This window comes from Streptomyces sp. Ag109_O5-1 (genome assembly GCF_003814875.1).
GTDB lineage: Bacteria > Actinomycetota > Actinomycetes > Streptomycetales > Streptomycetaceae > Streptomyces > Streptomyces sasae.
Genome location: NZ_RKQF01000001.1, coordinates 11,227,508 through 11,245,500, shown reverse-complemented (window position 1 = coordinate 11,245,500; position 17,993 = coordinate 11,227,508). Strand labels below are relative to the sequence as shown.

The 17,993-nt window shown below is 69.6% G+C and carries 16 protein-coding genes and 2 pseudogenes; 12 read left to right on the top strand and 6 right to left on the bottom strand.

Features of this window, described 5'->3' with window-relative positions; all coding sequences use genetic code 11:
- Positions 1–28 precede the first annotated feature (28 nt).
- Positions 29–1,279: a glycoside hydrolase family 88 protein gene (locus EDD90_RS51290; RefSeq protein ID WP_123980168.1), complete on the top strand. Its 1,251-nt coding sequence runs from the start codon at positions 29–31 to the stop codon at positions 1,277–1,279.
- 54 nt (positions 1,280–1,333) lie between these two features.
- On the opposite strand, the pseudogene EDD90_RS51285 reads toward EDD90_RS51290, so the two are convergent.
- Positions 1,334–1,702, bottom strand: a pseudogene (locus EDD90_RS51285) (helix-turn-helix domain-containing protein); the annotation flags it as partial.
- Positions 1,703–1,752: 50 nt separating this feature from the next.
- Here EDD90_RS51285 and tnpA point away from each other — a divergent pair.
- Positions 1,753–2,181: an IS200/IS605 family transposase gene (gene tnpA, locus EDD90_RS51280; RefSeq protein WP_123980166.1), complete on the top strand. Its 429-nt coding sequence runs from the start codon at positions 1,753–1,755 to the stop codon at positions 2,179–2,181.
- A gap of 103 nt (positions 2,182–2,284) precedes the next feature.
- Positions 2,285–2,704, top strand: a complete 420-nt coding sequence (locus tag EDD90_RS51275; RefSeq protein ID WP_123980164.1) for a hypothetical protein — start codon at positions 2,285–2,287, stop codon at positions 2,702–2,704.
- A gap of 37 nt (positions 2,705–2,741) precedes the next feature.
- Here the strand turns inward: EDD90_RS51275 and EDD90_RS51270 are convergent, their stop codons facing one another.
- Positions 2,742–3,635: a LysR family transcriptional regulator gene (locus EDD90_RS51270; RefSeq protein ID WP_123980162.1), complete on the bottom strand. Its 894-nt coding sequence runs from the start codon at positions 3,633–3,635 to the stop codon at positions 2,742–2,744.
- Between the two features lie 143 nt (positions 3,636–3,778).
- Between EDD90_RS51270 and EDD90_RS51265 the strand changes: the two genes are divergently transcribed.
- A complete protein-coding gene (locus tag EDD90_RS51265) occupies positions 3,779–4,516 on the top strand; it encodes a flavodoxin family protein (protein WP_260328605.1) in 738 nt (245 codons plus the stop codon).
- Between the two features lie 228 nt (positions 4,517–4,744).
- Positions 4,745–5,413 carry a class I SAM-dependent methyltransferase gene (locus EDD90_RS51260; protein WP_123980160.1) on the top strand — a complete coding sequence of 223 codons (669 nt, stop codon included), beginning with the start codon at positions 4,745–4,747 and terminating at the stop codon, positions 5,411–5,413.
- 16 nt (positions 5,414–5,429) lie between these two features.
- On the opposite strand, the gene EDD90_RS51255 is transcribed toward EDD90_RS51260, so the two are convergent.
- On the bottom strand, positions 5,430–6,344 hold the full coding sequence (locus EDD90_RS51255) for a helix-turn-helix domain-containing protein (protein WP_123980158.1): 915 nt from the start codon (positions 6,342–6,344) through the stop codon (positions 5,430–5,432).
- Positions 6,345–6,561: 217 nt separating this feature from the next.
- Here EDD90_RS51255 and EDD90_RS51250 point away from each other — a divergent pair, with 217 nt between their 5' ends.
- Positions 6,562–7,584 carry a zinc-dependent alcohol dehydrogenase family protein gene (locus EDD90_RS51250; RefSeq protein ID WP_221305166.1) on the top strand — a complete coding sequence of 341 codons (1,023 nt, stop codon included), beginning with the start codon at positions 6,562–6,564 and terminating at the stop codon, positions 7,582–7,584.
- 62 nt (positions 7,585–7,646) lie between these two features.
- Positions 7,647–8,360 carry an SDR family NAD(P)-dependent oxidoreductase gene (locus EDD90_RS51245; RefSeq protein WP_123980156.1) on the top strand — a complete coding sequence of 238 codons (714 nt, stop codon included), beginning with the start codon at positions 7,647–7,649 and terminating at the stop codon, positions 8,358–8,360.
- A 26-nt stretch (positions 8,361–8,386) separates the two neighbouring features.
- Here the strand turns inward: EDD90_RS51245 and EDD90_RS51240 are convergent, their stop codons facing one another.
- Entirely contained in the window at positions 8,387–9,100 is a 714-nt protein-coding gene (locus EDD90_RS51240) for a TetR/AcrR family transcriptional regulator (RefSeq protein ID WP_123980154.1), read from the bottom strand.
- 129 nt (positions 9,101–9,229) lie between these two features.
- On the opposite strand from EDD90_RS51240, the gene EDD90_RS51235 reads away from it, so the two are divergent.
- The 4 genes and pseudogenes from EDD90_RS51235 to EDD90_RS51220 all read left to right on the top strand — a co-directional run bounded on the left by EDD90_RS51235 (position 9,230) and on the right by EDD90_RS51220 (position 11,911).
- Entirely contained in the window at positions 9,230–9,907 is a 678-nt protein-coding gene (locus EDD90_RS51235) for an SDR family oxidoreductase (RefSeq protein WP_123980152.1), read from the top strand.
- Positions 9,908–9,993: 86 nt separating this feature from the next.
- Positions 9,994–10,170: pseudogene (locus EDD90_RS51230) on the top strand (recombinase family protein); the annotation flags it as partial.
- A 61-nt stretch (positions 10,171–10,231) separates the two neighbouring features.
- A complete protein-coding gene (locus EDD90_RS51225; protein ID WP_123980148.1) occupies positions 10,232–11,065 on the top strand; it encodes a helix-turn-helix transcriptional regulator in 834 nt (277 codons plus the stop codon).
- A 153-nt stretch (positions 11,066–11,218) separates the two neighbouring features.
- Complete coding sequence (locus EDD90_RS51220; RefSeq protein ID WP_123980146.1) at positions 11,219–11,911, top strand: SDR family NAD(P)-dependent oxidoreductase; 693 nt, start codon at positions 11,219–11,221, stop codon at positions 11,909–11,911.
- A 202-nt stretch (positions 11,912–12,113) separates the two neighbouring features.
- Here the strand turns inward: EDD90_RS51220 and EDD90_RS51215 are convergent, their stop codons facing one another.
- On the bottom strand, positions 12,114–14,015 hold the full coding sequence (locus EDD90_RS51215) for an FHA domain-containing protein (RefSeq protein ID WP_260328604.1): 1,902 nt from the start codon (positions 14,013–14,015) through the stop codon (positions 12,114–12,116).
- A 508-nt stretch (positions 14,016–14,523) separates the two neighbouring features.
- Between EDD90_RS51215 and EDD90_RS51210 the strand changes: the two genes are divergently transcribed.
- Positions 14,524–15,543 carry a hypothetical protein gene (locus EDD90_RS51210; RefSeq protein WP_185149529.1) on the top strand — a complete coding sequence of 340 codons (1,020 nt, stop codon included), beginning with the start codon at positions 14,524–14,526 and terminating at the stop codon, positions 15,541–15,543.
- A 301-nt stretch (positions 15,544–15,844) separates the two neighbouring features.
- Here EDD90_RS51210 and EDD90_RS51205 read toward each other — a convergent pair whose 3' ends face one another.
- Entirely contained in the window at positions 15,845–17,458 is a 1,614-nt protein-coding gene (locus EDD90_RS51205) for a metallophosphoesterase family protein (RefSeq protein ID WP_123980144.1), read from the bottom strand.
- Positions 17,459–17,993 lie beyond the last annotated feature (535 nt).

The following is a 17,993-nucleotide window of genomic DNA, read 5'->3' as shown; positions in this document are numbered from 1 at the left end:
CACAGTCCAGTTGGAGAGGCAGGCAGTCATGTCCATCTCCCGGCGGGCCGTGCTGGTCGGCGCAGGCGGCGCCGCAGCCGCCTACAACTCCGCGCCCCAGCCCGCACAAGCCCAGGCGCAGGCCCAGACGCAGACGCAGGCCGGCCAGGTGCCGGCCGCCACCGCGCATCTCCTCACCACCGCGGCCGACTACGCGGCCGACAAGATCCGCGCCGTCGCACCCGGCGTGAACGGGTTCCCCGTTGCCACCAAGTTCGAGAAGTGGGTCTACTCCCAGGACGGCGACTGGGTCGGCGGATTCTGGCCCGGCACCCTGTGGATGTGCTGGCTCCACACCAAGGACGACTTCTTCCGCACCCTCGCCCTCGATTCGGCCGGAAAACTCGCTCCCCGCCAGTACGACACCACCACCCACGACCTCGGCTTCCTGTTCACCCCCTCCTGGGTCACCGCATGGCGCCTGACCGGTGACACCGCCTGGCGCGACGGCGCCGTCCAGGCCGCCCGCTCGCTCAGCCGCCGCTATAACCCCCACGGCCGCTTCCTGCGCGCCTGGGGCGCACTCGACACCCCCACCAACGCCGGGCGCATCATCATCGACACGATGATGAACCTCGATCTGCTCGTCTTCGCCACCCAGCAGACCGGCGACTCCACCTATCTCGACATCGCCGTCGAACACGCCAGGACCACCCAGCACCTCTTCCCCCGGCCCGACGGATCCACCCCCCACGTCTACGACGTCGATCCGTCGACCGGCACCCCGGTCGGCCCCGGAAGCGTCCAGGGCTACAGCCCCACGTCCTGCTGGGCCCGCGGACAAGCCTGGGGCATCTACGGATTCACCACCCTCTACCGCCGCACCGCCGAATCCGAGTTCCTGAGCACCGCCTCCCGGCTCGCCGACTACGCGACCAGCGTCCTCACCCCCGACCACATCCCCGTCTGGGACTACCGCGCACCCCAGCAACCCCACGACATCAAGGACGCATCCGCCGCAGCGGTCATGGCCTGCGGACTCATCGACCTCGCCGCCGCGACCGGCCACCGCCCCTACCGCACCACGGCACTGCGGATCCTGACCGCGCTCATCCAGACCTGCCTCACCGACAGGTCCTCCCGCGCGGACGCCGTCGTCGCCCGCTGCACCCGCAACCGCCCCGCCGAGGACGGCATCGAGGTCTCCCTGCCCTACGCCGACTACTACCTCCTCGAAGCCATCCTCCGCATCCTCCGACCCCACGACCTCCACGACGCCATCGACCTCACCACCCCCTAGCCCGCCGCAACGATCAAAGGAACCGGCTGTGACTCCTCCCTCGGCTGAAGCTCAGCCGTCCCCGTCCTTCGGAAAGTCCACCGTGTCGAACCAGCTCACGCTACGAAAGCGCGGGTAGCCCGGGGCATCGCCGGACGTGACCCGCCGGAAGAACGCGGCGAACGCCCTGTCGAGACGGCGTAAGGTGGCCTGCTGCGAGCTGAAGGACCAGCGGCCCTGACGCTCCGGGTCGAACGCCCGGATCTCCTTGAGCTGCGTGGACTGCATCCCGTACCTGACGGTGGTCTGCGAGACGTGCCGCCAGGCATCGCGGCGTTCCTGCAACGCCCCGTTGTAGAGGGAACAGTGATCCCGCAGCATCTCGCCAAGCGCCTGCTCCTGGCGGACGGTGGGCCGCATGAGGAACTTGTACGCACGGATCACCCAGCCCACCCCCTCCGGTCAAGTCCTCTCGATCCAAATACACTTGGCGCATGTCACCACGATGGGAACCAGATCCCGACATCAGACGGGGAAACCACGTCATCCACAACCTCCACGCCCACTTGGTGTTCGTCACCAAATATCGGCGTGAGATCTTCAACGACGACATGCTGACGCGCTGCGAGGAGATCATGCGGGACGTGTGCGAGAGCTTCGGCGCGGAGCTGCGGGAGTTCAACGGCGAAGGCGATCACGTCCACCTGCTCGTGCACTACCCCCCGAAAATCGCCCTGTCCAAGCTCGTCAACTCCCTCAAGGGCGTCAGCTCCCGCTACCTGCGCGCCGAATACACCGGGCGGATCAACCGCATCGGCATGGGCTCGGTGTTCTGGGCACCCTCGTACTTCGTGGGGTCATGCGGCGGCGCTCCCCTGAGCATCGTCAAGGACTACATCGAGAGCCAGAAGCGGCCTACCTGACCGCCACCCCGAGACGCAGAGATCTCCGGCGCTTCGCACCTCCGGGCCGAGGATCGCATTCCCGCCAGGACCGAAGACCGGGACTCCCTACGAAGAACAAGGGATGGAGGGCGAGGACGGCGTCGCCGCGCGGCTGACCAATACACCCGCCCTGCCGTACATCATGGTCGTCAACGACTACGTACTCTCCTGGCTGGCCACCACCGGCGCGCTCGCGGCCCTCATGCGCCGCGCCTGCGAGGGCGGCAGCTACCGCATCACCCTCAACCTCACCCGTATCGCCACCTGGATCCTCAGCCTCGGCGTCTTAGACCGCGGCTACGCCTACGAGACCGCCCTGAACCCCGACCCCGGCTCCCCGCACGCCTACCTCGACCCGGACACCTTCACGGCCGACACCCCCTGTGGCCACTACCAGGGCATCACCGACCAGGTCTTCATGTCGAAGACTCCCGGCCGCTTCCGCGACGTCCTGCTCCCTCGCGGCAGCAGCGCCCCGCTCTGGCTGCCCCGCCACAGCTGACGGCGCCGGCGCCCCGGTCGTGGCGCAGCACGCCAGGTCAGGATCCCGCGGACGGCTCTGCCGAGGCGTGCAGCAGCAGGTCGCGCAGTGCCGTGGCGGTGTCCGACGGCTCGGCGGGAAGAAGAACCACCTGGTCGGCGGTGGTCGAAGGGCCGGTGAGGGGAATGACGTGCAGGCCGGGTGGTCGGTGGTCGAGTGCGGATTCGACGGTGATGCCGATGCCGGTTCCCGCGGCGACATGAGCGGCGATGGCATGCACGCTGTCGGCGGTTCTGATGATGCGCAGGTCGGCTCCGCTGATCCGGAACGCGGCCAGGAGACGGTCGCAGAGACCGCTGTTGATCTGGTGGGGCCAGGTGAGCAGGCCGGTGGTGGACAGTTCGGACGCGCTCAGCTCGGCGTACCCGGCGAGGGGGTGGGGCGCGGGCACGAGCGCCACGAACCTCTCCGTGGACAGCACCCGCGCGCGTACGCCGCTGACACCGCCGGTCGCCCAGCCGATGCCCACTCCGATCGCCTCCGTCCGTAGCGCGGTGAGCTGGGCCGTGGTCGGCATGGCCTCCGGCACGATCGTCACATCGGGGAATCGGTCGCGCAGTTGCTGCAGGCAACGTAACAGCAGTTGATGGTCGGTGTATTCGGCGTGGGCGACAACGAGGGTGGTACGGGTCCGGTCGCCGGCGGCCAGGGAGCGTCCTCGCTGTTGGAAGCGGCGCAGCTGGGCCAGGGTGGCGTGGGCGTCGGGCAGTAGCGCCTCACCGAGATCGGTCAGTGACACCCGGCGGCTGGTGCGGTGGAACAGCCGCCCGCCCAGGGTGCTCTCCAGCCGTCTCACGGCGTCGCTGACGGTGGGCTGGCCCCGGTGCAGGCGGGCGGCGGCGCGGCCGAAGTGGAGCTCTTCCGCGACCGTGACGAATGCTTCGAGTTCCATCCGGTCCACGGCACCAGCCTAACGCGATCGATCGGCCCGACCGATCGCTGCGCGTCCGAGTTCGGCGTTGATGCCGTGCCCTACGCAGGTTGTGATGGTTCGGCAAGCAGAAAGCATCCCACGGCCGAAAGCAGTGAAAACACATGACAGCCAATGACGTTGACCGTAAGCACGCAGCGCCGATGGTCACGGTGACGGTGGTCTACCACTCGGTGCACGGGCACACCCGGGTCCTGGCCGAGCACCTCGCCGACGGAGCGCGGCTGGTGCCGGGCGCCCGGGTGCAGCTCGTCGAGATCCGGGCGGAGGACGTGAGCGCGGGCCGTTGGCACGATGCGGAGGTGCTGGCGCTGCTCGAGCGCTCCGATGCGATCGTGCTCGGCTGCCCGACGCTGATGGGCAGCGTGTCGGCGGTGTTCAAGGCGTTCATGGAGGCGGCCTTCACGCCGTTCACGACGCAGGCATGGAAGGACAAACTGGCCGGCGGGTTCACCATGTCCGCCTCGCAGAGCGGCGACAAGCTGACGGTGCTGGAGCAACTGGCGGTCTTCGCAGCGCAGTTGGGCATGCAGTGGATCGGCGTGGGCGACATGCCGGGCAACAACTGGAGCGGTGGCGCCCGCGACGATGTGAACCGGCTGGGCTCGTGGCTGGGGCTGATGAGCCAGAGCCACGCCGACCAGGGGCCGGAGCACGCCGGATCGCGCGGCGACCGGATCACCGCGCAGCGGTACGGCGAGCGGATCGCCCGGCTGACTCAGCGTTGGGTCAACGCAGTGCCGTACGAGACGCCCCGGATGACCGAACACGAGGCTCGCGCCCTGTCGGCCTCCCTCAGGGAGACGGACGGCGCACCGGCGACACTGGGTGCGTGCCGCTGAGACCGGGTTCCTGAGTAACCTCGGGTCCACGCGGGCTCGGTGTCCGAGGTCACCGGTCGGGCCGCGACGGAGTACGGAGTTCTGTTCGTCGGCGTGTCGGTCCAGGGTCAGGTGAGACAGCTCCTCGACGGAGTCCGGGTCGGCATTGCGTCTCGGTGGCGCTTCGGCAGGGTTGGCGCAGTCGACGTTGCCGGTCAGCGGTTGTCCGGCCCCGGTACTCTGTCGGGCATGAGCGCGGACGGCTGGTTGACGGACACCCGGACCTCCTACGACACCGTCGCGGTCAGCTATGCCGACTACATTCGCGGGGCTCTGGCCGGGGCACCGTACCTTCGAGCGGCTCTGGCGTTGTTCGCCGACCTGGTGCACACCACCGGGGGCGGGCCGGTGGCGGACGTGGGCTGCGGCCCGGGACACGTCACCGCCCACCTGCACGAGTTGAGTCTCGACGCCTTCGGTATCGACCTTTCCCCCGCGATGATCGACGTGGCTCGGCGTGACCATCCCGGCCTGCGGTTCGAGGTGGGCTCGATGACGGACCTCCAACTTGCCGACGAGTCTGTCGCCGGCCTGCTCGCCTTTTGGTCGCTGATCCACATCCCCGACGATGCGGTCCCCGCGGTTTTCGGCCAGTTCCGGCGGGTGTTGCGTCCCGGCGGACCGCTGCTGCTCGGCTTTCACGTCGGCACCGAGTCGCGACTGAAGACGCAGGGCTACGGCGGTCACCCGATGAAGGTCCACGTCCACCGCCGCCGGCCTGACCAGGTCGCGGCCTGGCTGCGCGACGCCGGATTCGCAGTTGAGGCCCACATGCTGACCGACCCCGACGAGAACGTGCCAGGGGCACTCCTTTTCGCGCGTCGCCCGCCTCGCAGCAGCGAACCGCACGAGGACTGACCCGCAGTGCCCGAGGTCACGGGGACGGGGTGCGGCCGCCGGTGTTGCTCTGGTGCCGGGTGCCGGTGGCGGCCCAACTGGCCAGGAGCTGGAGCCGGTCTGCGTCGGGGGTGCCCGGCTGGGCGGTGTAGATGGTCAGGGAGTGCACCTCAAGGGTGGAGATCGGGAGGTCCAGCGGCTGGTAGGTGAGTTCCAGGGGACCGACGTCGGGGTGGTGGAAGCGCTTGACGCCGCCGTGGTGGACGCGCACGTCGTGGGTGCCCCACAGAGTGCGGAACTCGCCGCTTATGGTGGACAGTTCTCCGATGAGCTCGCGTAGGCCCCTGTCGTTGGGACTGCGGCCCGCCTCGGTGCGCAGCAGGGCGGTGGTGACGTCTGCGGCGCTGTCCCAGTCCTCGACGAAGTGGCGTGCTCCCGGGTCGAGGAAGTAGTAGCGGGCGAAGTTGACACGGCCGCGTCCGTCCACCGTGGGGCTGTCGAACATGGGGGTGAAGAGGGCGCGGGTGAGGGCGTTGGTGGCCACGATGTCCAGGCAGCCGTTGGTGACGAGGGCCGCGGACAGGGTCATGGAGTCCAGCAGCCACTGCACACGGGGCGGGATGTCGACGGCCTTGCGGCGGCGGGGCGTGCGGTCGGCCGGCTGCGCGGTCCTGGCCAGGTCGAACAGGTAGGTGCGTTCGTCCTCGTCCAGGTGCAGCGCGCGGGCGACGGCGTCGAGGACGTCCTCGGACACGCCGCTGATGTGTCCTTTCTCCAGCCGGGTGTACCACTCGGTACTGACTCCGGCCAGGACGGCGACCTCCTCGCGCCGCAGTCCGGGGACGCGGCGTCGGCTGCCGCTGGGCAGTCCGGCCTGCTCCGGTGTGATCTTGGCGCGTCGGCTGACGAGGAAGTCCCGGATGTCGGCGCGGCTGCCGCCCGTCTGGTTCATGCCTTCCACGGTAACGGCGTGCCACGGCGTAGGGAGGTCGGCCTTGCCCCCCCCCCGACAAGCCCGACCTTTTCCGCCCGCGGAAGGGGAGGTCTGCTGGACGTGCAGGCGCCATCGACCCCATGGATCATGAACTCGGAAGCGGCTCGGACCTGCAGCGCTGCCCCTGGCGCGGCCATCGGCGCCCCCGATCAGCACGAGGCAAGGAGACGCAGACATGCGTGGAGTAGTGATGTACACCGCCGGGGATGTCCGGGTGGAGGAGCGCGAGGATCCGAAGATCATCGAGCCGACCGACGCGATCGTGAAGCTGAGCGCGACCTGCATCTGCGGGTCGGACCTGTGGCCGTATCGCGGCGTCGAGCCCGTCGACCACACGCTCATGGGGCATGAGTACGTCGGCGTGGTCGAGGAGGTCGGTCCGGAGGTGAAGAACGTCCGGGCCGGGGACTTCGTGGTCGGTTCCTTCGTGATCTCCGACAACACGTGCGAGATCTGCCGGGCCGGGTTCCAGTCCAAGTGCGTGCACGCCGAGTTCGTCCACGCGGGGATCGGCACCCAGGCCGAGAAAGCCCGCATCCCGTACGCCGACGGCACCTTGGTGGCCACCCCGGGGCAGCCCGACCCGGAGCTGATCCCCGCGCTGCTGGCCGCCTCCGACGTGCTGGGCACCGGCTGGTTCGCGGCCGTCGCCGCCGAGGCCGGACCGGGCAGGACCGTCGCGGTCGTCGGTGACGGCGCGGTCGGGCTCATGGCGGTCCTCGCGGCCAAGCAGCTGGGCGCGGAGCGGATCATCGCCATGTCCCGGCACCCGGAGCGGCAGAAGCTGGCCCGCTACTACGGCGCGACCGACATCGTCGAGGAGCGTGGCGAGGCGGGCGTGGAGCGGATCAAGGAGCTCACGGACGGGCTCGGCGCACACTCGGTCGTCGAGGCCGTCGGCACACAGGAGTCGTTCATGCAGGCCGTCGGGGCCACTCGCGGCGGCGGGTACCTGGGCTATGTGGGCGTCAACTACGACGTCCGGATTCCCGGTATCCAGTTGTTCTTCGCCGGCATCCACACCCTCGGCGGGCCCGCCCCCGTGCGCCGCTTCCTGCCCGAGCTGATCCAGCTCATCTGGGACAGGAAGATCGACCCCGGCAAGGTCTTCGACCTCACCCTCCCCCTGGAGCAGGCTCCGGAGGGCTACAAGGCGATGGACGAGCGCCGCGCGACGAAGGTCCTGCTCACCCTCTGAGCGCCAGGCCCACAGCCCCGCTCCCGCCCTCACCCCGACTCACGGACGGAGAACCCGAGCACATGGCACTGATCTTGGTGACAGGAGCCTCCAGCGGGCTCGGCTACGCGACGGCGACCGCGCTGACCGCAGGCGGGCACGACGTCGTCGTCCACGCCCGTACCCCGGCACGCGTCGCCGCGCCGGCAGGAGGGGGCCGGTGGGCGGGCGTGGTCACCGGGGATCTGGCCGAGATGGGCGAGATCCCCGGTGTTGCCCGGCAGGCCGCCGCGTTCGGCCGCTTCGACGCGGTCATCCACAACGCCGGCACCATGCACACCCCCGAGGCGGCCACCGTCAACACGATCGCGCCCTATCTGCTGACGGCCCTCATGGACAGGCCGTCCCGGCTCATCTACCTGAGCAGCTCGATGCATCGGGGCGGTTCCACCGGCCTTGCGCCGTTGGCCGACGGCGCGGCCTCCTACAGCGACAGCAAGCTGTGGGTGACCGCCTTGGCCATGGCCGTCGCGTCTCGCTGGGAGGGGACGGCCGCCCAGGCCGTCGATCCGGGTTGGGTGCCCACCCGGATGGGTGGCCCCGGGGCGACCGACGACCTGACGGCCGGCCACCGGACCCAGGTCCGGCTGGCCACCCACGACGACATCACGCCGCCCACCGGCGGCTACTGGTACCACCAGCGCACCCAGAACCCGCACCCGGCCGCGCACGACCCCAAGTTCCAGGACCGGCTTCTGCAAGCCCTGGAGGAGCGCACGGGGGTGCGGCTCGACTGACCGGCACGGCGCTCCGCCGACAGGGGTCAGTTCCCCTTCCCGGCCTCCGTCGAGGTGATGCCCAGGCTGGTGCGCCGCATGGCCTGATACAGGGCGGCATCCTCCGGCGGGTCCGGCAGCGGGCCACGGGCGGGCGTCCTGAAGGACTGGATCATCCAGGCGACCGGACGGCGCCAGGCGTCGGGGGCAGCGTCGCCGGTGGCGCTCAGGACGCCGGCATTGGCCATGAGCAGCAGGACCAGGTCCCGGCTGGTGAAGTCCTCGCGCAGGTCTCCGCTGTCCTGGGCGCGGGCGATGAGCTCCAGGAAGCCCTGATACGCCTCGGCGCGACACGCCTCCAGGGCCTCGGCCCCGGGCAGGCTCATCGTCAGGACGTCGGCGAAGCCGCGGTCGGCGGCCTGCATCGCGCAGACCGTCTCGATGTAGCCGCTGAAGCCGCGCCACGGGTCGGGGTCGGCCAGCGCCTCTCTGGTGGCCTGCACGTAGGCGTCCATCCGGTCCGCGAAGACGGCCGCGACCAGTTCTTCCTTGGTGGGGAAACGGCGGAACATCGTGGCGATCCCTACCCCGGCCTCCCGCGCGACCGAGGCCATCGACGCGTTCAGCCCGTCGCGGCCGAACACCGTGCGCGCGGCGGCGATGATCCGCGCCCGATTGCGCTCCGCATCGCTGCGCAGCGGCTGAGCGGCTGGATCGGCCGTGCTGCCGGTGCCACCGGTGTGCTGGTCCCGAGGGGTCATGCCGACCACCCTAGCAAACCGGAAGGCCCTATCCGATTCCCGTGCTACGCTCAGCCAGCGAACCGGATAGGGCTTTCCGGATCCGAAAACGGATAGCCCTATCCACCTCTACTCGACGGAAGGCTTCCCATGCCCACCATCGCCATCGTCGGCGCCGGCCCCCAGCTGGGCCTCGCCATCGCCCGAACCTTCGGCTCCCACGGCCACGACGTCGCCCTGATCTCCCGCAACCGCGCCAAGCTCGACGACCTGGCCGCCAAGCTGGCCGCCGACGGCATCACCGCCGCCGCCTTCCGGGCCGACGTCCTCGACCGCGACGCCCTCACCGGAGCCCTGCGAGCCGCCGCCGCGCACTTCGGCGGCATCGACGTCCTGGAGTACTCACCGGTCGGCGGCTTCGACTCCACCACCCTGACCACCCCGAGCGCGACCGCACCGGCACATGTGCAGCACGAGATGGACTTCCAGCTCTACGGGGCCATCGCCGCCACCCAGGCGGTGCTGCCCGCGATGCGCCGGGCCGGCGCCGGCACCCTGCTCTACACCACCGGCGCCGGATCCATCGACCCGGTACCGCAGGTCGGCAACGTCAACGCCGCCGCCGCGGCCCTGCGCAACTGGGCGATCAACCTGCACAAGGAGCTGGCCGACAGCGGGGTCCAGGCCGCCCACGTCGGCATCGACGTGTCCATCGGCATGTCGGTCGTCCCCGGCTTCCCGACAGCCCAGCCCGAGGAGATCTCCCCGGTCTACTGGGAATTGCACACCATCCACCGCGACAAGGCTGAACGCGTCTTCAGCCGCTGACACCAGGCCCCGCCGGCCCTTGATCGTGCCGCAGCGGAGACCGCCGCGGCACGATCAACGAGGGCAGCAGCAGCGGGCAGAAACTGGTGCGGCAGCTCGACGCGGGCGACACGCTTGTGGTCCCCTCACTCGACCGCTGCGGCCGCAGCCTCCAGGACCCCATCAACATGGTCGCCGAGCTGCGCGGGCGCGGCATCGGCTTCACCTCGCTCCACGAGAAACCGGACACCACCCCCGGCGGCTGGCTTGTCTTCCACGTCTTCGGGACTTCGTGGGCCTGGGCGTACCACCCGGCGGTGTGATGGGTGCGGGAAACTGGTGTGCATGGATCAACTCGGTGCCGCGCTGCGGGCGTGGCGGGACCGGCTGGACCCCGCGACGGTGGGGTTCGCGCAGGGCTCACCCCGTCGGGTTCCCGGTCTGCGACGCGCGGAGCTGGCGACACTGGCCGGCATCTCGGTCGAGTACGTGGTCCGACTCGAGCAGGGACGGGTGGCAACGCCGTCGGCGCAGGTGTGTTCCGCTCTGGCTCGCGCCCTGCGCCTGTCCGGCGACGAGCACGCTCACCTCCTCCGCATGGCCGGTCACGCCGCGGACCCGAGCCGGGTTCCGCGAATGATCCCGGAAAGCCTGTACCGGATCGTGGACCAGCTCGCCGGCAACCCACTGTCGATCTACGACGCCACTTGGCAGTTGCTGTACTGGAATCCGCTGTTCACGGCCACGTTCGGCGATCCCACGGTCCACCGCGCGGCAGACCGGAACGTCCTGCTCTGGCAGTTCCTGGGTGAGCTGCCCCGGGTCCGGCAGACCGCAGCCGAGCGGGCGGCGTTCGAGGAGTCCCTCATCGCCGACCTGCGCGCGACGACGAGCCGGTACCCCGACGATCCCGATGTCGCGACGCTGATTTCGAGGTTGAACGGCAACCCACGGTTCCGCCGGTTGTGGAGCCGCCGATCGGTGGGTGGCCACGAGAGCTCGCACAAACTTGTCGAACACCCGGAGGTCGGAGACATCGCCTTGAACTCCGACGTCCTCACCACCCAGGACACGAGCCTCCGTCTTGTGGTGTACACACCGCAGCCGGACACCGACGCCCGCAGCAAACTCGAACTCCTTACCGCCGTCGGTGTTCAGAGGATGTCTCCTCAGGGATGAAGACCCGAGTTCCGTCTCGCGCGTTGGGCCCGGCTGCTGCGTGGTACGCGCTGTACCAGGAAGTCCCGTAGCTCCCGCCGACACTCCCGAGGACCCAGCATCGAGTCCGTGAGCAGCGCACGACGATGCTGTTCGGAGTCAGAAGGAGTCGACATGACCACCACGTTCATCACCGGGGCCAACAAGTCCCTCGGTCTTGAAACCGCTCGTCGCCTCGTCGAGACGGGGCACACCGTCCTCATCGGTGCCCGCGACCCCCAACGCGGCCGCGCTGCGGCCGCGTCGCTAGGCGCCCGGTTCGTCCGGATCGACGTGACCGACGACGCCTCGGTCGAGGCCGCGGCCGCCGACGTCGCCGCGCACGAGGGAACGATCGACGTCCTCGTCAACAACGCCGGCGTCCTCGGCCGGGTCGGCCCAGCCGAGGAGTACACCGCGGCCGACATGAGCGCCGTGCTCGACGTCAACGTCGTCGGGATCGTGCGCGTCACCCACGCGTTCCTCCCGCTGCTGCGCAAGTCGTCGAACCCCGTCATCGTCAACGTGTCCAGCGGGATGGGTTCCTTCGGCATGACCCAGGACCCGGCACGGATCGAGTCGCAGTACGCCCTGCCCCTCTACTCCGCGTCGAAGGCCGCGGTCACGATGCTCACGACCCAGTACGCCAAGGAACTGAAGGACGTGAGGGTCAACGCCGCCGACCCCGGGCAGACCGCGACCGACTTCACCGGCGGCCTCGGACACAGCGTCGCCGAGGGCGCCGAGTCCATCGTGGCCCTCGCGACGATCGGCCCGGACGGGCCGACGGGGCAGTTCATCGACCGGTCCGGGAACCTCCCATGGTGAAGCCGCCCTGACCCGGACCGACGACCCGCCGGGACCGTCGAGGGACGACGAGCGATGGGCTCGGGTTCGCGGGCACCGGCGCAGTCGAGATCCGCAGCAGTGGGGACGGTTCAGGGCGCCGGTTCGGAGCCGCCCGACGTCAACGGGCGGCCCGCTTCGCGCACCAAGCCCCGCGTCGCCGAGCAGATCCGGACGTCACTCCCTAGGCCGGGGCGGCCGGCTCCAGCGCCTCCACCGCCGCGGCGGCCGCGGACGAGTCCTGGCCGTAGAAGATGTCGATGTCGACCTCCTCGCCGCCCATCGTCAGCGTGTCCCACGCGCCGCTGAGGACGAGCATGCGCAAGGTGGCGGGCTGGAGTGTGCTCAGACGGTCCAGGATCGCCTCGTCGTCCGGCATTCCTGGCAGGCGGGAGGCGAGGCGGGAGCGGATGGCCTGCATCCGTTCCAGCAGCGTCTTGGTGTCCGCCTCGCGGTCGGGTTCTTCGGGGATCCCGTCGATGCCGTGGCCGATGATGTCCTTGATCGCCCAGGTGACGCCACGGTCGTCCGTGGTGACCATCGCCTTCCACGCCCGGCTCTTGTGCCGGTACTGCAGCATCGACATCGCCGCCTCGTGGCGGAGGAAGTCCGCGTCCCTGAACGACCTGCCGTTCCATGCCCCGTTGAGGGAGCGGGCCAGGGAAATCGCCGAGGCGAGGCCGCTGTTGAGGCCGCGGCCAGGCCAGAAGTGGATGGCGTTGGCGGCATCGCCGAGCAGGAAGCCGTAGGTGCCCGGCGAGTTGGCGGTGGGGGGCAGCAACTCGGCCGAGAAGCGGGGCCGTTGCACCATGTCCAGGCGGAAGCTCGTCACCGCCGACAGGTCGTCGGACTCGACGCCGAACAGCAGCAGGCCCTCACGGACCCGGCGCCACAGCGGGGAGCCCTTGACCAGGGCGGGCAGGAACAGCGTGCCGTGCGTCGAGCACTGGAAGTCGCCGTACTCGTCGCGGTTCATCAGGCACGGCCGGGAGGCGATGCACTCCTCGAAGACGCGCCGGACCGGGTCGAGGCCGATGACCTCCGCAGCCTCGGCGTCGGTCAGCCGCATGTTCAAGAAGCCCTCGCCGCGGAGCGAGTTGAGCAGGAAGCGGTTCTGCGCGACCGTCATCAGCACCGCCATCGGGTCGGGCAGGCCCGACTTGACACGCAGGCCGAGCACGACGTCCTGCAGGTGGCGGCCGTCGAGGGAGTAGATCGACTCGTCGGCCTTGCCGAACCGGGCGGCGAAGTGCTCCCGGGTACGTGACCGGCCGCCGTCACAGATCGCGAGGACGTGCTGGGTGGCGAGCGCCTCCTGCTCCTCCGCCGCGTCGAAGCGGGCGGGAATGAGGCGTATCCGGTCCCGCTTCTCGTTCGCCAGCTCCAGCAGCCGGTCCTCGATGTAGGCGATGCGCATGTTGCGCGGGCTGTGGTCGCCGACGGAGTCCGGGCCCGAGGGCCACATCTCCGTGTAGTGCTCCGGGTCGAAGAGGCGGTTCTGCACCTCTTCCGGCCACGCCAGATACTGGCGGCTCTGTACGGTCACCACCTGCTGGCGCCGTACGTTGCCCTCGTCCTGGCTCTTCCAGACGACGGTGCGGCCCTCCTTGCGCCACCTGCCGTCGTAGACGGTGATCTTCACCTGGGATCCGAGGAAGTGCTCCAGCAGCAGCGCGAGTGACAGCCCGACGGGACCTCCGCCGGCCACGGTGACCCGCAGGACGGGCCCCTGCTCCTCCGGACCGTGTGTCACGGACCGGGGCAGGGAGAGCGCCATCAGCGTCTCCATGGCGTCTGCCACTTCGAATCGGAACTCCTGGTCGCCCAAGGAGATCTCGTCACCGGGCTGCAGCAGGCGGGACGTCACCTCCTCGCCGTTGACCAGGGTGCCGTTGCTGCTGTCCAAGTCACGCAGTACGTAACCCTCGTCCTCGTCGAAGACGATCTCCGCATGGAAGCGGGAGACGCTCAGGCTCGAGATGACGACCGTGTTCTCCGAGTTACGTCCGAAGGTGACGCGGGTGTCCAGGACCGGGATGCGCTCCCCCGCCAGCAGACCTTCGAGTCCGACCAGCACCGGTGCCACGGCACTTCCTTCCAGGAGTGGTTGATCTCAACATCACTGCGGCACCACCGGAAACTGCCACCCACGTCCGCGCCGGACGGCAGTCAACCGGCGGAACAGCGACTCGCTTGACATGTTGTGTAACCACGAAGCCGATCAGCCACGGCGGCAACACGGTTCGCGTGGCGACGTCCGGCTGCGTTCGCCAACCGCCCCCATTGGGGAGCATATAGTTGCTTAGCTAAGTATTTCCAGTGCACGCTTCGATGCAATCCGGTCCAACCTGGCGGAACTTCATCGGCTTTCGGCCAGTGGTGCACGCCGGAACGAGGGGCGCCGCCCGCCCGGCCGGGTCCGTGCCCTCTGCCCTGCCCTCTGAGAGCCGTGACCGCCGAGAGTCGTCGCCAAGATCCGAGGGACCACCGCGCCGAGACCGGCCCGGGATGCCCTCCCCAGGCCGGCCCGGGGAGCCGCCCAGAAGCCCACCCGGACGGGCGCATTCCGAGCCGTCGCCATCCCTTCACAGCCCATGTCGAATAACGTCATCGCCGGAGCTTTCGGCACCCTGGCCGTCGACGCAAGAGGCGCGGCGACGGCCCGTGGCCCCGAGCCTCAGACGTTCCAGAAGGACATCAAGGTCTTCCCGAACTGGCCCACCGACTCGAACGCCAAGTTCGGCGGCCTGCTCGCCTATGGCAACTTCCTGGTCTCCAGCAGCATCCGGGACAACGCGGTCGAATACCTCCGGATCACCAGCCAGTCCGGCGGGAAGCTCACCTTCACCAACCCCTGGCCCGGCAAGACCATGGAGTACTACGCCGACGGCGTCCACAAGGGGACCCTCTCGGGCACCACGATCAAGCTGAACACCTCCGTCGGCGAGACAATCGACCTCGCCCCGGCCGACACCTGCCTGGCCACCGTCCAGCGTGAGCTGGCCCAGCCCGCCAAGTCCGCCACGACCAGTTCGCTCACCACGGGCTTCGAGACCGGCCAGCCCCAGCCGACCTGGACCGACGCCGTCGACAACGTCGACACCCACGGAGACGGCAACTACGGCATCACCGGCCTGTGCTGCGGGCTCTCGGGCCCCCAGGCGGCCGTGCGCACCGGCGAACAGGCCCACACCGGCGACGCCGCGCTGATGTACTCGGGCTATGCCAACGGAGGGTCGTACGACCACGCGTACATGCAGGTCTACGGCTTCAACGGGGCACCGCTCACCGTCCGCGGCGAAACCACGCTGAGCTACCGGATCCTCCCGCAGTCCAACGCCACCACCCCGTGGGTGAGCGCGGGCTCGAACGACAGCACCTGCGTCGCCGTCGACCTGATCTTCACCGACGGCAGCAACCTGCGGGACGCCGGGTCCGGTCTGCATCCGGCCGACCAGTGCGGTCACCTCACGCTCGACACATGGAATCACGTGACCGTGAACCTCGGCGCGCTCAAGGCAGGGCAGACGATCAGCAAGATCCTGCTCGGCTACGACCATCCGGACGCCACGGGCGGCTATCGCGGCTACGTCGACGACCTGAGCATCGGCTGACGCGGGTGTCCGGTCGGCGGGCCTGCACCTGCCGACCGGCACGGTCACCACGCCCGAGACCACCAGGAAAGGTGCGCCTGTTGTGGCGGAAATGTTCTACGACGGCGATGCGGATCTGTCCGTCGTCCAGGGCCGGAAGGTCGCGGTCGTCGGGTGCCGAGACCACCATGTCCGCCCCCGCCAAGGGGCGGGCGGCGCTCGCTGGTCGTCGGCACGGTGGTCGCTCTGTCGATGATCCGGCGGGAAGCCGCGGGCCGGGCGGCTGCCCGCGCGGCCCGCGGCTTCGGCTGAGCGAGCGGTATCAGCCGGCGTAGCCGTCCGAGCGCTTGCGGTGCAGGGTGAACTTCTCGAAGACCGACAGTTCGCCGTGCGGCTTGTTCACGTTGTAGTACGTCACATGCATCCGCGTGGTGTCACCGGCGTGCCGGCCGGGGTCGACGGTGAAGGCGGCAAAGCCGTAGGGGTGTTCGACGTCCCGGACACCCACCCACACCGCCTGCTCCTTCACATAGGTGGAGGTGCGCTTGCCGTTGGAGCCGGCGGTCGCCGACACGGCGGTGATGACCTTGGCCGTACCGTCGGTGAAGAACTTCTGGTTCGTGGTTCCCGAGACGCCGCCGCCACCGAGGATCATGTGCACGGTGCCGAGGTTCGCGTCGATGTCGTCGGTGGCCGGGGAGACCGGGTTGGGCGTCAGCGTCTCGCTGCCGGTCACCACGCCGCGCACGGCCAGCGAACGCTCGTAGTTGTGCTCGTGGCCGCACAGCACCAGGTCGACGCCATAGCGGTCGAACAGCGGGCCGTACTTCTCGCGCAGGCCAAGGTCCGCGCCGTTGGCGTCCGAGGAGCTGATCATGACCTGGTGCATGGCCACGACCACCCAGTCGACGTCACGCGAGGAGCGCGCCGCCTTCAGTTCCTTCTCCAGGAAGGAGAGTTGGCGGCCGCCGGAGTAACCGCTGATGTAGACGTCACCGCCGTCCTGGAGGCAGTTGTCGTCGTTCTGCAGCACGATCACCCGCACCGAGCCGGCCGTGAACGCGTAGTACAGGCCCGCGAGTTCGGCGTCGGTCTCGGTGGAGGGCAGGGAGAAGTAGGTCTGGTAGGCGCCGAGGCCGAGCGGGCCGTTGGCCTTCTCGATCTCGTGGTTGCCGGCCGCCGGCATCCAGGGGCGGAAGCGCGCCGAACGGGTGTTGTTGGTGAAGAAGTTGTTCCAGGTCCGCACCCGGTCGACGTCGAGGTTGGCGTAGCAGAGGTCGCCGTTGAGGAGGTGGAACAGCGGGGCGACCTGCTCGATGCCGGTGACGATGTCCTTCGTCGCGGGGGTGGAGTTGGCGTCCAGGGCGACCGTGCCGTCGGCTGCCCAGGTCACCTGCGGGGCGGACTGGTCGCCGAAGCTGGTGAAGGTGACCGGCCGGCGGCCGTGCGGGGCGGTGCGGAACGTACCGCTGTCGGGGGTCGCGCCCTCGTGGGTGGCGAGGTAGAGGTAGTCCGTGTCCGGGGTGAGCCGGTTGAGCAGGGCGTGGTGGACGTAGACGGTGCGGTTCGAGGTGCCGTCGACGTAGGTGACGGTGCGGGCGGCGGCGCGGGAGCCGAAGCCGTGCTCCAGGGTGCCGTAGTGCACGACCGGCTGGGACACCGGCTGGTCGGTGATCCACGAGACCGTCATCTGGGTACGCGGGTCCGCCCCGAAGGTCAGGTGCAGGCCCTGGACGGGGGGAGCGCCGGTGGCGTCCGCGGTGAGGTGGAAGGCCGGAGCGTCGAGCGGCGCGGCCTGCGCCGCACCCGCCCCGATCAACCCGGTGGCAGCGGCGCCCGCCCCCGCGGTGCCGAGCAGGCCCAGCGCGTGACGGCGGCTGAGCCCCTCCGATGCCTGCGCGGATCTGTCCTCTGTCGACTCTGATTGTGCGGTCATGACGCCCTCCCGACGAGCAGCTGTGCTGACAACGACCGCACCCTGGCCCAGCCCAACTGCTGCCACATGAACACCACATGACCACATGGCCACCACGGGCCGGGCAAGGGACCGACAAGACCGACACATGCCCGCGCCTTTACCAGCATCCGCCCCGCGCTTGACCGATCCCGGTCGGCAGCCCCACGAGCGGCCCGGGCGGGTTGCGGGGCAGCGCGACAGCGGACCGCCCCACACGTGCAGTCCCGCACGTGCATCCCTGCCCGTTCGGACGCTCCTCCTTGAAGGCACGGTCAAGGCCTCGGGACCGTAGCCCCCTCCTGCCAGAGTCACCCGCCCCCGACGGTAAGGAGATTGCCAGGTGAGACGATTGCTGGCCGATGTCACCGCAGGGACCTGCCTGCTGCTGACCTCGGCGCCGGTACCCTCGGCCGCCGCGGACCCCACCCCCGCCGCCACCATCACCTGGGGCACCTGTACGGATCCGACGCTGGCCCGTCCGGCAGTCAGATGTCGGATACGGGTTACGAATCCT

Bases quoted from the DNA above. Each gene is read 5' to 3' on its own strand.
- EDD90_RS51275 (WP_123980164.1), top strand. From the start codon at position 2,285: ATGGAGGGCGAGGACGGCGTCGCCGCGCGGCTGACCAATACACCCGCC.
- EDD90_RS51255 (WP_123980158.1), bottom strand. From the start codon at position 6,344: ATGAACCAGACGGGCGGCAGCCGCGCCGACATCCGGGACTTCCTCGTC.
- EDD90_RS51245 (WP_123980156.1), top strand. From the start codon at position 7,647: ATGGCACTGATCTTGGTGACAGGAGCCTCCAGCGGGCTCGGCTACGCG.
- EDD90_RS51220 (WP_123980146.1), top strand. From the start codon at position 11,219: ATGACCACCACGTTCATCACCGGGGCCAACAAGTCCCTCGGTCTTGAA.
- EDD90_RS51270 (WP_123980162.1), bottom strand. From the start codon at position 3,635: ATGGAACTCGAAGCATTCGTCACGGTCGCGGAAGAGCTCCACTTCGGC.
- tnpA (WP_123980166.1), top strand. From the start codon at position 1,753: ATGTCACCACGATGGGAACCAGATCCCGACATCAGACGGGGAAACCAC.
- EDD90_RS51235 (WP_123980152.1), top strand. From the start codon at position 9,230: ATGCCCACCATCGCCATCGTCGGCGCCGGCCCCCAGCTGGGCCTCGCC.
- EDD90_RS51210 (WP_185149529.1), top strand. From the start codon at position 14,524: ATGTCGAATAACGTCATCGCCGGAGCTTTCGGCACCCTGGCCGTCGAC.
- EDD90_RS51290 (WP_123980168.1), top strand. From the start codon at position 29: ATGTCCATCTCCCGGCGGGCCGTGCTGGTCGGCGCAGGCGGCGCCGCA.
- EDD90_RS51240 (WP_123980154.1), bottom strand. From the start codon at position 9,100: ATGACCCCTCGGGACCAGCACACCGGTGGCACCGGCAGCACGGCCGAT.
- EDD90_RS51260 (WP_123980160.1), top strand. From the start codon at position 4,745: ATGAGCGCGGACGGCTGGTTGACGGACACCCGGACCTCCTACGACACC.
- EDD90_RS51265 (WP_260328605.1), top strand. From the start codon at position 3,779: ATGACAGCCAATGACGTTGACCGTAAGCACGCAGCGCCGATGGTCACG.
- EDD90_RS51205 (WP_123980144.1), bottom strand. From the start codon at position 17,458: ATGACCGCACAATCAGAGTCGACAGAGGACAGATCCGCGCAGGCATCG.
- EDD90_RS51225 (WP_123980148.1), top strand. From the start codon at position 10,232: ATGGATCAACTCGGTGCCGCGCTGCGGGCGTGGCGGGACCGGCTGGAC.
- EDD90_RS51250 (WP_221305166.1), top strand. From the start codon at position 6,562: ATGCGTGGAGTAGTGATGTACACCGCCGGGGATGTCCGGGTGGAGGAG.